Origin of the sequence: Diaminobutyricimonas sp. LJ205 (assembly GCF_009755725.1) — a bacterium.
In the GTDB taxonomy this organism is placed as follows: Bacteria; Actinomycetota; Actinomycetes; order Actinomycetales; family Microbacteriaceae; genus Ruicaihuangia.
The window spans coordinates 541727-555988 of record NZ_CP046619.1 but is presented as its reverse complement, the minus strand read 5'-3'; the positions used below and the strand labels follow the sequence as shown (position 1 = coordinate 555988).

At 66.7% G+C, this 14262-nt stretch carries 13 protein-coding genes; 4 read left to right on the top strand and 9 right to left on the bottom strand.

The features are described from left to right. The first annotated feature begins 3 nt into the window (after positions 1–3). The gene (locus GO591_RS02660; protein WP_232466249.1) at positions 4–1182 is read left to right on the top strand and encodes a cytochrome P450; all 1179 of its coding nucleotides are present in this window, start codon (positions 4–6) and stop codon (positions 1180–1182) included. Between the two features lie 82 nt (positions 1183–1264). On the opposite strand, the gene GO591_RS02655 is transcribed toward GO591_RS02660, so the two are convergent. Both GO591_RS02655 and GO591_RS02650 read right to left on the bottom strand, forming a co-directional pair. Beyond that, the gene (locus tag GO591_RS02655) at positions 1265–2413 is read right to left on the bottom strand and encodes an NAD(P)/FAD-dependent oxidoreductase (RefSeq protein WP_157155392.1); all 1149 of its coding nucleotides are present in this window, start codon (positions 2411–2413) and stop codon (positions 1265–1267) included. A 2-nt stretch (positions 2414–2415) separates the two neighbouring features. After that, a complete protein-coding gene (locus GO591_RS02650) occupies positions 2416–2604 on the bottom strand; it encodes a ferredoxin (RefSeq protein WP_157155391.1) in 189 nt (62 codons plus the stop codon). Between the two features lie 239 nt (positions 2605–2843). Here GO591_RS02650 and GO591_RS02645 point away from each other — a divergent pair, with 239 nt between their 5' ends. Next, positions 2844–3329, top strand: coding sequence for an HtaA domain-containing protein (locus GO591_RS02645; protein ID WP_157155390.1), 486 nt, complete (start codon positions 2844–2846; stop codon positions 3327–3329). A gap of 64 nt (positions 3330–3393) precedes the next feature. Beyond that, positions 3394–4266, top strand: a complete 873-nt coding sequence (locus GO591_RS02640; RefSeq protein ID WP_232466248.1) for a LysR family transcriptional regulator — start codon at positions 3394–3396, stop codon at positions 4264–4266. A gap of 32 nt (positions 4267–4298) precedes the next feature. Here GO591_RS02640 and GO591_RS02635 read toward each other — a convergent pair whose 3' ends face one another. After that, positions 4299–4742, bottom strand: a complete 444-nt coding sequence (locus tag GO591_RS02635; protein ID WP_157155388.1) for a hypothetical protein — start codon at positions 4740–4742, stop codon at positions 4299–4301. Between the two features lie 188 nt (positions 4743–4930). Here GO591_RS02635 and GO591_RS02630 point away from each other — a divergent pair, with 188 nt between their 5' ends. Continuing rightward, positions 4931–5395: an Rv3235 family protein gene (locus GO591_RS02630; protein WP_232466247.1), complete on the top strand. Its 465-nt coding sequence runs from the start codon at positions 4931–4933 to the stop codon at positions 5393–5395. A gap of 155 nt (positions 5396–5550) precedes the next feature. Here the strand turns inward: GO591_RS02630 and secA are convergent, their stop codons facing one another. From secA to mtrA, 6 genes are all read right to left on the bottom strand, one after another. Continuing rightward, on the bottom strand, positions 5551–8415 hold the full coding sequence (gene secA / locus GO591_RS02625) for a preprotein translocase subunit SecA (protein ID WP_157155387.1): 2865 nt from the start codon (positions 8413–8415) through the stop codon (positions 5551–5553). A 105-nt stretch (positions 8416–8520) separates the two neighbouring features. Further along, entirely contained in the window at positions 8521–9213 is a 693-nt protein-coding gene (gene hpf / locus GO591_RS02620) for a ribosome hibernation-promoting factor, HPF/YfiA family (RefSeq protein WP_157155386.1), read from the bottom strand. A gap of 105 nt (positions 9214–9318) precedes the next feature. Then, positions 9319–10014 (bottom strand): ComF family protein, encoded by a 696-nt coding sequence (locus GO591_RS02615; protein WP_157155385.1) that lies wholly within the window; start codon positions 10012–10014, stop codon positions 9319–9321. Positions 10015–10214: 200 nt separating this feature from the next. Then, positions 10215–11882 (bottom strand): LpqB family beta-propeller domain-containing protein, encoded by a 1668-nt coding sequence (locus GO591_RS02610; protein ID WP_157155384.1) that lies wholly within the window; start codon positions 11880–11882, stop codon positions 10215–10217. Next, positions 11869–13491: an MtrAB system histidine kinase MtrB gene (gene mtrB / locus GO591_RS02605; protein ID WP_157155383.1), complete on the bottom strand. Its 1623-nt coding sequence runs from the start codon at positions 13489–13491 to the stop codon at positions 11869–11871. The genes GO591_RS02610 and mtrB overlap by 14 nt, the downstream gene beginning before the upstream one ends. A gap of 7 nt (positions 13492–13498) precedes the next feature. After that, the gene (mtrA, locus tag GO591_RS02600; protein WP_157155382.1) at positions 13499–14179 is read right to left on the bottom strand and encodes an MtrAB system response regulator MtrA; all 681 of its coding nucleotides are present in this window, start codon (positions 14177–14179) and stop codon (positions 13499–13501) included. Positions 14180–14262 lie beyond the last annotated feature (83 nt).

The window sequence follows — 14262 nt, the reverse complement described above, 5'->3', positions numbered from 1 at the left end:
CCGTTGACCGTAGAAGCCCCCGTAACATCCGACATTGATCTCTGGTCGGATGAGAATCTGGCGAACCCGTACCCGACCTTCGCTGAACTGCGAGAACAGGCCGCCGTCGTCCACCTCGAGAACAGCGGCGTCTGGGCGCTCACGCGCTACGACGCCATCCGCGACGCGCTGGCGAACTGGGAGGCGTTCTCATCGAACGCCGTCGCGTTCAATGACGCGATGAACGGCGCACTCCAGGGAACCACCCTGGCCACCGATCCACCTGCCCACCCGGCCCTGCGAGCTGCCCTCACCGAGAACCTCTCGCCACGCGCCCTCCGTGGCCTAAAGGACAGCATCGACGAGAAGGCCGACCGGATCGTCACGGACCTCCTCGAGCGCGACGGTTTCGACGCTGTCGACGACATCGCGCGGGCGCTCCCGCTCCAGGTAGTCGCCGACCTCATCGGTGTCCAGGGCGAGGTGCGCGACAAGACGCTCGCGTGGGGTGAAGCGGCGTTCAACGTGCTCGGCCCCATGAACGAGCGGACCGGACAGAACTTCCCGATCGCCGGAGAGCTATTCGAGTGGGCGACCGTGCTGAAGGCCGAGGACCTTGCTGCCGGCAGCATGGGCCGCGCCATCTTCGACGCCGCGGAACGTGGAGATATCCCGACCGACAGCCCCGGCCACATCGTGCACCAGTACGTCGCCGCAGGCATGGACACCACGATCGCCGCGATCGGCAACGCCATCCACCAGCTCGCCACCCACCCTGACCAGTGGGAGCTCCTCCGCGAGGCCCCGTCGCTGATCCCGTCTGCATTCAACGAGGTGCTTCGCTACGAAGCACTCATGATCGCGCAGGGTCGACTCGTCAAGGAGGAGACCGAGGTCGACGGTACGACGATTCCTGCCGGCTCGCACGTTGCGGTTCTGTTCGGCTCCGGGAACCACGACCCGCGCCACTACGAGGACCCGGATGCGTTCCTGATCAAGCGGAACCCCGTTGACCACCTCTCCTTCGGCTACGGCGTGCACGCCTGCGCCGGGCAGGGTCTGGCCCGGCTCGAGGCGTTCGCGGTGCTCAGCTCGCTGGTCAAGCGCGTGCGGCGGATCAGCGTCGGCGAGCCGGTGCGCAAGATCAACAACTCCAGCCTCGGCCTCGACAAGCTGCCTGTGCTCGAGTTCGTGGCCGCCTAGGGCCGCGAGTTCACCAGCAAGAAACGGCCCGGGATCGCGTGAGCGGTCCCGGGCCGTTTCTTGGTGATTGAAGGAGCTCGCTTCAGGCGACCGCGGGGGCCGCGCTCAGGCGCCGCAACTTGGGGATCGGGATGCGGTAGTTCAGCGCCACACCGGTGCCGGTGCCGGTGCCGTCCTCATGGGTCCAGCGCATCAGGGCGGATGCGGCATCCAAGTCGCCCTCGATCACCTCAGGTTCCCCGACCAGCGGCAGGAACCCGCTCGCCTTGAGGTTGAGGCCGAACTGCTCGGTCCAGAAATACGGCTCGAACTGCAGGTCCGGGGCATCCGGGTCAATCAGGGCCCGCGCGGCAGCCTTGCTCTGCTCGATCGCGCTGGTCCAGAGCGGGATGCGTCGAAGCCCGCGCCGGGTGGGGAACACCGCAACATCACCCACGGCCACGATGTCCGGGTGCAACCGTCCGCGACCGTCGACCTCGAGCCTGCCGTTCACCAGCAGCCCGCTCGACGTCAGCCATTCGGTGTTCGGCAGGTCGCCGACAGCGCTGATCACCAGGCCGGCTTCCAGCACAGAGCCGTCGGCGAGCACCACGCGGGGCTGCTCAACGCTGCTGTCGACTCCGACGGCGTGCGATGAGGCCAACCTCAGCCCGTGATCCAAGGCCGTCTTCACGAAGAAGTCAGAGAGGTACTCGCCCAATTGATTGACCAACGGCCGGCCGTTGGCGACGAGGGTGACCTCGCATCCAACGGCGAGGCATCCGGATGCGATCTCCATGCCAAGCGGGCCGCCGCCGATCACGACGACCGATGGCTTGTCCGCGAGCCGGCTACGCAACGTCAGCGCATCGTCGAGTCCGCGCAGCGTGAGCTCCCGGCTGTCGTCGCCGCCGAGTCGGCGGGCTCGCGAGCCGGTCGCGATGATCACAGCGTCGTAGGGGACATCCGCTCCGTCATCGAGGATGACCCGCTTGCGGTCCACGTCAAGGCTCGCCGCGCTGACTCCGAGCAGCTCGCTGGCCTCATTGCTCGGCGCGGGCAGCTGGTGCGACGTCATCTCGTCGCTGTCCAGCAACGCCGCTTTCGACAGCGCGGGACGACTGTACGGCATGTGACGCTCGTCGCCGATGATGGTCAGTTCGCCGTCGAACCCGGCGGCGCGCAGCGAGTCGCCGGCGGTGAGCCCAGCAATTCCGTTCCCGACCACGACGATGCGGGCGAAACGCGACATGTTCAGCCGAGCCGGAGGGCGGCGACAGGGCAGACGCGCACGGCGGCTCTGGCCGCCTCCAGCTGCTCGCCGTCGACGTCCTCGATGTCGATGACGAGTTCGGCGTCATCGTCCAGGTGCATGAGCTGCGGCGCGACCTCTTCGCAGAGGCCGTGGGCCTCACAGCGGGGACGGTCAAGGATGATCTTCATGGTGTCTCCGGGATTCCGGCCACGGCGGCATTGCCAGGCCCATGCCAAGTCTTGCGGCAGACTCAGTACGCATCAAATGGATATCGTGCATCGTTCAGATTCATCGGATGCATGTTCTCCGGCTGTCCACTCATGCACTCACCGAATGTCGAGCCCGCCCGTGGATTCACTTGACGCACATCGAGGCGACATGCCAATGTTGGCCTTCCGCGCGTAATAACCGGGATGAGGAGTGCGAGATGGCGACGACGCCAGGGCTGACATGGGCCGTGAAAGACAGCTTTGTTTCCTACATCGAGCGTCTCGATGACGGCGCCATCGAGACAGTCGACCCGGCATCGCGCGGTGACGCCGGTTTCGAGTTCCCGTTGGATCAGGCAAAGCCAGCCGACGACACCAACCACGGTTCGTTGCAATTTCTCGGCGGCATCCTGTTCAGCGGGCACTGGGGCGCGCTGCAGGTACAACTGCGCGAACCCGCCATCGAGCTCTCCGGCGAGACCGGCACGCTCTGGGTCCGCGAGCACGGCAGCAGCGACCCCGCGAAACGGCTGCCATTCGCCGACCTGACTGTGCGGCAGCGCCAGATCGATGCCGACGGCTCAACGGTCGTCGAGGCCGCGGCTCTGCTCACCGGCCACGGACGACTCATCCTCGGTGCCCAGTACAACGCCGGCGAACCGCTCAGCGACGTTCGGATCACACTTCCTCCCCGCGATGCATAACCGGTTGTCGTCGGAGAGCGACGCGGAGCTCGCCCGCCTGGCTTCGGTCAACCTGAATTTGCTCGTGCCATTGTTGGCACTACTCGAAGAGCGCTCGGTGACCAGGGCAGCCAGCAAAGTCGGCCTTTCGCAGCCGGCAATGAGTCATGCCCTCCGCCGGATGCGGCAGCTGCTCGGTGACGAGCTCATCGTGCGACAGGGAAGCAAGATGACGCTCACCCCGCACGCCATCGAACTTCTCGCACCGCTGCGCCGAACCCTGCGCGACACGGCCCGCATCGTCAGCCCATTTTCATTCGACCCGGCGGTCGACCGCCGCACCATCAGCGTGGCGATGACCACCAGCACGGCCTTCGTGATCGGCAGTCACCTGGCGCGGGTGCTCGCCGAGCGCGCGCCGAACACACAGTTGCGGCTGATCACGACGACCTTGGCGTCGAACGCGTTGTTCACCGAGGAAGGCGTCGACGTCGTCCTGCTCGCCGAGGCCTTCGCCTCCCCGCATCCACGGGAGCGCCTGTTCGATGACCGCTGGGTGATGATCGCTTCGAGGGATGCCGCCCAGGGCGCGACCGCGACCGAGATGCTGACCGACCTCCCGCACGTCGTCTACGAGGCTGCCTCCCGCCTCACCCGCCCCTATGACGTGCTCGACGAACAGGGGCTGCCATATACGGTGCGATCCCGGGTTTCGGACAACCTGCTCATCCCGCATCTGGTTGCCCGGTCCGGCGGCGTGGCAATCGTGGGCTGGGGCGTCGCCGTGGCGTTTGGAAACGCCATCGACGTACACATCGAGGAGTTCCCGTTCGAGCTGCCCACGCTGGGCATCGACATGATCTGGAACCCATGGTTGGGTGACGACGAGTTCACCGACTGGCTGCGGGGCATCCTGTCCGAAGCCGCCGCGTCGGTATTTCCGAATCGGACGACATAAGGCAGCGTCGCCGCACCACCCACTTGGGTTGATCAGGCCAAGCCTGAGAGCAGCGACGCCAGGCTCGGGATCGGGATAAATGGCATGTACTCGTCCCAGCCGAGGAAGAACGAGAACAGCGCGTGGATCAGCGGCGCCGACAGCGCGCTGAGCAGCAGGTATAGGAGCGTGCGCTTCCAACCCAGCCGGAAGACCAGCGGCGGAAGCACCACGGTCACGAGGGCCGGCACCGGATAGTAGATCCACCACGGAAGGCCAAGTGCGGTCGCTCCGTATTTGCCGAACAGCATCCCCAGCACGACGACTATCCCTGAGACGACCAACACGGCGACGCGTCGGCGGTTGAAGTGCTCCCGACCGAGCACCAGGCGAAGTAGTCCGATGAACAGCACCAACGACGCCGCGATCATCACTGGGAAATGCCAGTCGGTGTTGATGGCCACTCCTTCGTCGGCGCGCTCAAGCGTGAGCAACACCTGAGAAGATATCAGGCCTCGGCACTTATCCACAGGCGCCAGAGCCTGCGAGGTTATCCACAGCCCCCACGTGGGGGCATGGACAGCGCAGGGGTCGACTGGTTGAGTGTGCTCACCCCCGTTCGGGGGATACCAGTTCAGGCACCATTCCTACCCGTTCAGGCACCACTCCTCCCCCAGGAGACCGCATGAATCGCGCCACCCAGGCGGATGCCGGGGCATCCGAACCCGCGAGCGCAGCCCCGCCGCCGGCAAGAATCGCCCGACCTACGCTCGACGATGAGTTCGGTCAGCAACCCACCAGTGAGGATCTGCTGCCCAACCCGGAGCCGCTCGTGTCGAACCTCACGCGCTGTGTCATCGAGATCCTCGCCGGGGCACGGGAGTTGGAGCAGATCAGCCGTTGGGTGAGTTCCGACGTTCACAAGCACCTGCTGAAACGCGTGCTGATCTCCGCGCGGGCACGTCAGGCTCGCGGTCAGCCGGTTATGCGGCCGTCATTTCACGTTGGCACACCGATCATCACCCGGCCGGCCGACGGCGTCGTCGAAGCGGTGGTCATCGTCAACGGACGGGCGCGAACGCGAGCGGTCGCGATCCGGTTGGAGGGGTTCGACAAGCGCTGGCGGGCCACCGCGATTCACGTCCTCTGATTTTGGGCCTGCCGAGATATTCGGGGTCTCGGCAGGCTCGATCAGCGCGCTGGAGCTAAAGGGATCGCGCAGCGATCCGCGACGCCAGCGCCGCCGGAGCCTGCGACGGCGGTTCCGACTCCGTCGCGCGCTCCTCAACCACCGGGCCTAGGCGACTAGCGCTTCTTCTTTTCCTGCGCGCGACGCTGGGCCCGGTTCACCGGAGCGTGGTCGTGGTCGTGCTCCTCGGTCTTCGTCTGACCGAAGGCACCGCGCTGCGCGGGCTGAGCGCCCTGCGCCGGACGAGTCTGCTGAGCGGTCTGCTGGGCAGGCGCTCCCTGCGGCTGACCGGCGGCCCGACGCAGCATGGCGGCTGCCTGCTGGGCGCGCTGGGTCTCCGCCCGCTCGAGTTGGCCACGCTGGTTGCGCACCTCGACCTCGCCGGCGTTGTCCGCGCTCGGCGCCGAGTAGCTGAGCCGCTCGGCCGGAGCCTGGCTGCCGCCGAGGCCCTTCGCCGCGACCTGCGCGGTTCCGGTGCCACCGGTGACCTCGACCTCGAGGTTGAACAGGAAGCCGACCGACTCCTCGCGGATCTGCCCCATCATGTTCTGGAACATCGCGTAACCCTCGCGCTGGTACTCGACCAGCGGGTCGCGCTGTGCCATCGCACGCAGGCCGATGCCGTCCTTGAGGTAGTCCATCTCGTAGAGGTGATCGCGCCAGCGACGGTCGATCACGCTGAGCACGACGCGGCGCTCCAGCTCGCGCATCGCCGGCGAGCCGAGTGACTCTTCGCGGCGCTGGTACGCGAGCTTCGCGTCCGACAGGATCTCCTTCTTCAGGAACGCCGGCGTGATCTTGCCCTGAGCACCCGCTTCGGTGAGCACCTCGTCGATCGTGATCGAGATCGGGTACAGCTGCTTCAGGTCCGTCCACAGCGACTCGAAGTCCCAGTCGTCGCTGTGCCCCTCGGAGGTGTGTCCGTCGATGACCTCACCGATGACGCCCTCGAGGAACTGCTGCGCGCGCTCGTGCAGGTCGTCGCCCTCGAGGATGTGGCGGCGGTCGCTGTAGATCGCTTCGCGCTGACGGTTCAGCACGTCGTCGTACTTGAGCACGTTCTTGCGGATCTCGGCGTTGCGCGCCTCGACCTGTGCCTGGGCGCTGCGGATGGCGCGGCTGACGACCTTCGACTCAATGGCCAGGTCATCCGGAACGTTGTTCCGACCCATCAGCGCCTCGGCGGCACCGGAGTTGAACAGCCGCATTAGATCGTCCTGCAGCGACAGGTAGAACCGGCTCTCGCCCGGGTCGCCCTGGCGGCCGGAGCGTCCACGGAGCTGGTTGTCGATACGCCGCGACTCGTGCCGCTCGGTGCCCAGCACGTACAGTCCGCCGGCTTCGATGACCTTCGCCGCCTCGGTCGACACCTCGGCCTTGACTGCCTCGAACACGACGTCCCATTCGGCCTCGTACTCGTCTGGGGTGTCGTTCGGGTTCAGACCCTTGGCGTTCATCTGCGCCACCGCGAGGAACTCGGCGTTGCCACCGAGCATGATGTCGGTACCACGGCCGGCCATGTTCGTGGCGACGGTGACCGCGCCGAGCCGTCCGGCCTGGGCGATGATGGCCGCCTCACGCGCGTGGTTCTTCGCGTTCAGCACCTCGTGCTTGACGCCGCGCTTGGCGAGCATCCGCGACAGCAGTTCGCTCTTCTCGACGCTGGTGGTGCCGACGAGAACCGGCTGGCCCTTGGCATGGCGTCCGACGATGTCCTCGACCACCTGGCCGAACTTCGATTCCTCGTTCTTGTAGACGAGGTCGGGCTGGTCCTTGCGCAGCATCGGGCGGTTCGTCGGGATCGCGACTACACCGAGCTTGTAGGTGGCCATGAACTCGGCCGCCTCGGTCTCGGCGGTACCGGTCATGCCCGACAGCTTCTGGTACAGGCGGAAGTAGTTCTGCAGGGTGACCGTCGCCAGGGTCTGGTTCTCGGCCTTGACGGCGACGCCCTCCTTGGCCTCGATCGCCTGGTGGATGCCCTCGTTGTAACGGCGTCCGACGAGGATGCGGCCGGTGTGCTCGTCGACGATCAGCACCTCGCCGTTCATCACGACGTAGTCCTTGTCGCGCTTGAACAGGGCCTTGGCCTTGATCGAGTTGTTCAGGAACGAGATCAACGGGGTATTCGCCGACTCGTACAGGTTGTCGATGCCGAGGTAGTCCTCGACCTTCTCGATGCCGGGCTCCAGCACACCGACGGTGCGCTTCTTCTCGTCGACTTCGTAGTCCTCGCCCTGCACCAGGCGCTTCGCGAGGTTCGCGAACTCGGTGAACCAGCGGTTGGCTTCGCCGGATGCCGGACCCGAGATGATCAGCGGGGTGCGGGCCTCGTCGATGAGGATGGAGTCGACCTCGTCGACGACGGCGAAGAAGTGGCCGCGCTGCACCATGTCGCTGGCCTGCCAGGCCATGTTGTCGCGCAGGTAGTCGAAGCCGAACTCGTTGTTGGTGCCGTAGGTGATGTCGCAGGCGTACTGCTGCCGACGCACCTCCGGGGTCTGTCCAGCCACGATGCATCCGGTGGTCATCCCGAGCGCGCGGAAGACGCGGCCCATCAGCTCGGACTGGTAAGTGGCCAGGTAATCGTTGACCGTGATGACGTGCACGCCGCGCGCGGCGATCGCGTTGAGGTACGCGGCCGTAGTCGCGACGAGGGTCTTGCCCTCACCGGTCTTCATCTCGGCGATGTTGCCGAGGTGAAGCGCTGCGCCACCCATCAGCTGCACGTCGAAGTGGCGCAGGCCGAGGGTGCGCTTGGATGCCTCCCGCACCGCGGCGAACGCCTCCGGCAGCAGGTCGTCGAGCGATTCGCCGTTCGAGTAACGCTCGCGCAGCTCGACGGTTTCGTTCCGCAGTTCCTCGTCGGTGAGGCTGGTGAAGTCGTCTTCGAGCTGGTTGATGGCTTCCGCGTAGGCCTTCAGCCGTCGGAGCAGGCGCCCTTCACCGACACGGAGGACCTTTTCTAGAACGTTTGCCAACGAGTACTCCCGGGTTCGTCATGGGGCGCGGGACCGCGCCTCGTCGATCCCGACCGCAAAATAGGCATGCCGGGATCGGCGAGTCATCGTAGCAAGCCTATCTAGCTAGCGCCTGTACGCGCGGCTGCCGCTCACACCCTCCGAGACGCTTTCGTCGGTCGAAAGGCTGATAACCCCGTAATCCCAGCCCTTGCGTCGATACACGACACTTGGCCGGTCGTTTTCGCTGTCAATGAACAGGAAGAAGTCGTGTCCGACGAGTTCCATATGGTCCACGGCGTCGTCGGTCGACATCCGAGCGGCGGGGAACACCTTCTCGCGGATCACAACCGGCGAGTACTCACCTTCCTCGGCGGTCTCGGCGTTCTGGATAGGCACCTCGCCGGTAGCGACCTTGGCGATCAGGTCGGCATCTGCCGGGACGAGGTCGGTGTTGCCGAACGAGGCAGGGGAGGTCGCAGCCTCGCTGAGCGAGGTGGGCCGGTGCAGGCCACGGTGCACCTTGCGCCGATCCTTGGCCTGACGCACGCGTTCCAGCAGTTTGGCGAAGGCCATGTCGAAGGCTGCGTATTTATCGGATGCCGCGGACTCAGCCCGCACGAGCGGTCCCGGCCCGATCAGCATGAGCTCGACCCGGTCCTCTGGGGTGGAGCCACGCGGCTCGCTCTGACGGGAGAGCTTGATCTCAAACGCGATGGCCTTGGGAGCGAGATGGGACACCTTTTCCGCCTTCTCCGTGGCGTAATCACGGAACCGATCGGTGATGTCCAGATTGCGGGCGGTAATAGTCGTGTCCATGGCGACCTCCTTCGCTCCGACGCAGGGTGCCGCCTCCTGACTTCCGGCGGTCGTTCCCCTTCTCGCGCCTGTGGCATCCCACCGTAGTCCGGTGTGCGACGGAAGTCACCGGCCCGATCTTGAGAGTTCGCTGGGTCCGGCGGACCGTCGCACTGTGTAGGCGACGGCTACGGCTCCGACAACCTCTCCCCCGGCCGCACGGATCGCCCGCGATGCCTCGCCGAGGGTCGCGCCGGTGGTGAACACGTCATCGACCACCAGGAAACGCCGCCCGGCCAGCGCCGTCTTCGCGCGCATCGAGCCGTGCCGGTTGGTGGCACGCTCGTCGATCGTCAGGGTCTTCTGCCTGGCGCCCGGGCGGGGTCGAGCCAGGATGCGGCGAGGTCGCAGTCCCGCCCGCCGAAGCAGCAGCCCGACCGGGTCGAAGCCGCGGCGCCGGTAGGCCGCACGGGTGGTGGGCACCGGGGCAACTTCCACCCCGGGAGCAGCGACTGAGGACAGGGCGGCGGCGAGCGCCGCGACCAGTGGGGCGGCGGCATCCGTCCTGCCCTGTTCCTTGAACGCGAGGATCAGCTGACGCGCGACTCCGTCGTAGAGCAGAGCCGTGGTCACCGGGGTGCCGTCGTCGAGCATCCGCGCGGTGACCGCGGGAGCGAGCGCGGCGGTGCAGTCGTCGCAGACGCTGCGGTCGTCCGCGCCGCAGCCGGCGCAGCGCACCGGGAACAGCAACGCGGCCGCGTCGAGCAGGGCGTCCTTCAGGATCGGATGCATCCGCCGACGCTGGCACGTCGTGCGCGTCATCGGCATCATCCGACTGTCTCTGTGGAGCGAGCCCGGTGGTTGAGGAGCGCCGCGAGCGCAGCGGGTGGGTGCGGGCATTCTGCGACCTCGACCCCTCCGTTTTTGCTATGTCACTCAGAAGTGACATAGCAAATAGGCACCCCTGCCCACTGAAGTGCGGTGGGCCTGGTGCGCTCCTCAACCACCGAAGCTGACGGGGGCTACCGCTGGGTGCCGAGGAAGTCGGCCTCCACGTTGCTGCTCTGCCACCCGGTTCCGCGCGGTTGCTGGATGATCCCGTCGTTGCCGAGCACCCGCAGGCCGTCGATGCTGTTGCCGCCCACGATCTGCTCGCCGAAGGTCAGCTCGCCGAGCGACGTGCTCAGTCCGCCGATCTCGTGGACACTCACTCGATAGTCGCCGTCGTCGAAGTTGAGCGTCGCGACTCGAACCGAATCCACCCAGGTGGCGTCGATCGCGTTGGTTTCCAGCGCCAGCTCGGTCAGCGGCCCGAGCGACACCGGCACCCCGTCCTCACGGACGACGGCCGCGACGTACAGCCGGGTCACGTTGTCCGCCTCGGCCAGCAGGGCGATGCGGGCACCGTCCCGGGAGACTTCTATGGCCAGCATCCGGCCGCTCGCCGGGAGCCCGGAGCCGATCGGATGCGGCGTTCCCGCCAGGTCGGTGGCGATCAACCCGGCCGGATTCAACGCGGGCACCGACCAGACGAACTCGAGATCGTCGACCGACGGCGCGATCAGGCCGGGACGGGCGTCCACGAGCAGCGGTTCGCCGCCCACCTGCACCGCGTACACCCCGCCGGGCGCCTGCACCGCGGCGTACTGCTCATTCCGCGACAGGCTGACCTCGGTCGCCGCCAAGTCCTGCACCTGCCCGCTGATGCCGGCGATCGGCTCGATCTCGCCGCGGCGGTAGTGGCCGAAGCCGTCGGCGTTGCGCAGCAGCACGCGGCTGTCGACCTCCGGCTCGACCACCGGTCCGGCGTTGGTCGTTTCCGGGATCGCCACCTCGCCCTGGTTGATCGAAATGCCGATCGAGGTGACGCTGGTGACATCCGCGAGGCTGTGGGTGAGCTGCAGCTTCATCCGCTGCAGCCGCTCGGTGTCGGATTCGGCCGCTTCCGCGCTGAGGTCGACGACGACCCGGTTGCCGTCCTGGCGCACCCCGTCCGGGCCGAGCGTGGTGCCATTCGGGCACTCGGTCACCACCCCAGGCGCCAGCCATTCCGACGGGCCGGCGAGCAGGGCGGCGACGATCCGGCGGGCGAGCAGCGGCGTCGGGAACCAGCGCAGGTCGGGCACCATGGTGCTGAAGGTCGGGTTGAAGAAGTACACCGAGTACGGGTTGAAGATCTGCTCGAACGAGGATCCGGTGAGCACGATGCCATCCGGGGCCTCGCTGATCCGCCACTGCCCGCCGACCTGTTCGAACGTGAACTGCATGGTCGCCGGACCGGATGCCTCGGCGGCCACGTAGCGTCCGTTCGAGTCGACTGTGGCTACCGGCACCACGGTGTACTCGAGCGTGCGTTCGCCGGTCTGCGTGTAGTTGTCGCTGCCGGGCTGGCTGACCGTAACGCCGGCGTTCGGCTTCCACCGTTGGGCGAGATCCGGGGTGAGGAATTCGCGGGCGACCGAGTAGTCGCCCTGCGGTCCGGTGCCGGCCCGGACGAAGCCCTGCAGAATCGCCTGCGGGTCGGCGTCATCCTCCGGTCCCTGCGGCAGGATCACCGAGTCGGCGTCCAGATCTTCCCTGATCTCGCTGCCGGCGATGACCGGCCCGGCGCTGGGGATGCCGACACATCCGGTGAGGACGAGGAGCAGCCCGGCGAGGCCCGCGGCAATGCCTGATTTACGCGCTCTCATCGTGCACCTCCTCTCCCTCGACGAACTCCGGCGGCAACTCAAGCGGCGACCGGGTCAACTGGGTGCCGAGTTGTCGGGGCAGCGTAAGCCGGAAACATGTGCCCTCACTTTCCTCAGACCACACATCCAGCCAGGCCGAGTGCAGGTTGGCGTCCTCCAGCGAGATCGCCAGCCCCAGCCCGGAACCGCCGGTGGTGCGCTGCCGGGACGGGTCCGCACGCCAGAACCGGTCGAACACCCGAGCGGACTCGGTCTGGCTCATGCCGATCCCGAAGTCGCGGACGGCGATCGCGACGGCGTTCTCGTCGCTGTCCACGTGGATGACGATGGGGTTGCCCTCACCATGGTCGATCGCGTTGCCGAGCAGGTTCTGCAGGATGCGACGGATGCGGCGGGCGTCGACGTCGGCCTCGAAGTAGCCGCCGGGGGCAACCAGCCGCAACTCCGACCCCTTGGCGATGGCGAGCGGCCGCACCGCGTCCATCACCTCCTCCACCAGGCGAACCAGGTTGGTCGGCTCGGTCTCGAGCTGCGCGACGCCCGCGTCGAAGCGGCTCATTTCGAGCAGGTCGGCGAGCAGCATCTCGAACCGTTCCACCTGGGTGTGCAACAGTTCCGCGGTGCGGGCGGTGGTGGCGTCGAAAGCACCCCGCTGGCCGTAGAGCACGTCGCCGGCCAGCCGGATCGTGGTCAGCGGCGTGCGGAGTTCATGGGAGACATCCGACACGAAGCGTTGCTGAAGCCGGGACAGGTCGGCCAGTTGGTTGATCTGGGTCTGCAGGCTGTCGGCCATCGCATTGAAGGAGCGGGCCAGGGTGGCGATGTCGTCCTCGCCGCGCTCCGGGATGCGTTGCTCCAGTTGACCGGCCGCCAGCTTGCGGCTGGTCTCGGCGGCCAGTCGGATCGGGGCGACCACGAACCGGGCGACCACCCAGGCGACGCCACCGATCATTGCGACCAGCCCGAGCCCGCCGATCGCGAGGGTGCGCTGCGCGAAACTCAGCGTCTCCTGGGTGTCCTGCAGGTTGTAGACGAGGTACAGCTCGTACTCGCCGGCGGTGGGAACCTCGATCGGTGCGCCGACGATCAGGCCGGGCATCTCGCCGCCGTCTGCGGACTGCAGCGGGATCGATTGGTAGAACAGCTGGTCGCCGGAGTCGGCAACGGCCTGCTTGATGTCGTCGGAGATCACGCGGTCGAGTTCAAGATCGGTGCTGGCGATGCCCTGCATGTTGTTCAGCGTCGGCCCCTGGCCGAGCGTGCGCACCAGCGCGAACCGGGTGCCGCTCACCGTGGAGGTACTGCGCACGATCGCGGTCTGGGCGCCGTTGCGGAGGGTCTCCAGGTCGATCGCGGTGATCTGGTCGGATGCCGTGGACCCGTCGAAGATCTGCTGCACCTGCAGCGCGGCTCGGCCGGCTTCGGCGAGCACCTGGTCGCGGCGCGACTCGAACAGGTTGGTGCCGATCGACAGCGACATGTAGCCGACGATCACGCTGACCGCGAGAGAAGACAGCAGCACGGTGACCAGCACCGTTCGCGCCTGCAGCGAGGTGCGCCACAACCGTACGAGCCGGTCGAACCAGCCCCTCCAGTTGATACGCGGCATAGGTTCCTTAGGAGCTGGACCCGGCGCGGTAGCCGACGCCGCGCACCGTCATCACGATGCGGGGGTTGTCCGGGTCCTCTTCGACCTTGGCCCGCAGGCGCTGGACGTGCACGTTGACCAGGCGGGTGTCGGCCTTGTAGTGGTAACCCCAGACCTGCTCGAGCAGCATCTCCCGGGTGAACACCTGCTGGGGCTTCATCGCCAGGGCGAGCAGCAACTCGAACTCGAGGGGGGTCAGGTTGATCTTGGTGTCGCCGCGGCGCACTTCGTGCCCGGCGACATCCAGTTCCAGGTCACCGATGTGCAGAAGCTGCGCTTCGGTTTCCGTCGCCGGACGCAGTCGGGTCCGGATGCGGGCGACCAACTCTTTCGGATTGAACGGCTTGACCACATAGTCGTCGGCGCCGCTTTCGAGGCCCTGCACGACATCCGCGGTGTCGCTCTTTGCGGTGAGCATGATGATCGGGGTGCCGCTCTCGTTGCGGATCTGACGGCACACTTCGATGCCATCCAGGCCGGGCAGCATCAGGTCGAGCAGCACCAGGTCGGGGTCGGCGTCGCGGAACGCGGCGAGCGCACCCGCGCCGTCGGCACAGAAGTGCGGTTCGAACCCTTCGGTGCGCAGCACGATGCCGATCATCTCTGCCAGAGCGGTGTCGTCATCGACAACGAGAATTCGCGGGTTCATGCTCCTCGATCCGGGTTTGTTGAGCTTTCCCACAAGAGTATCCGAGTGTGAAAGCATGATAGGGGCCGCTTCTTGGCAACGGG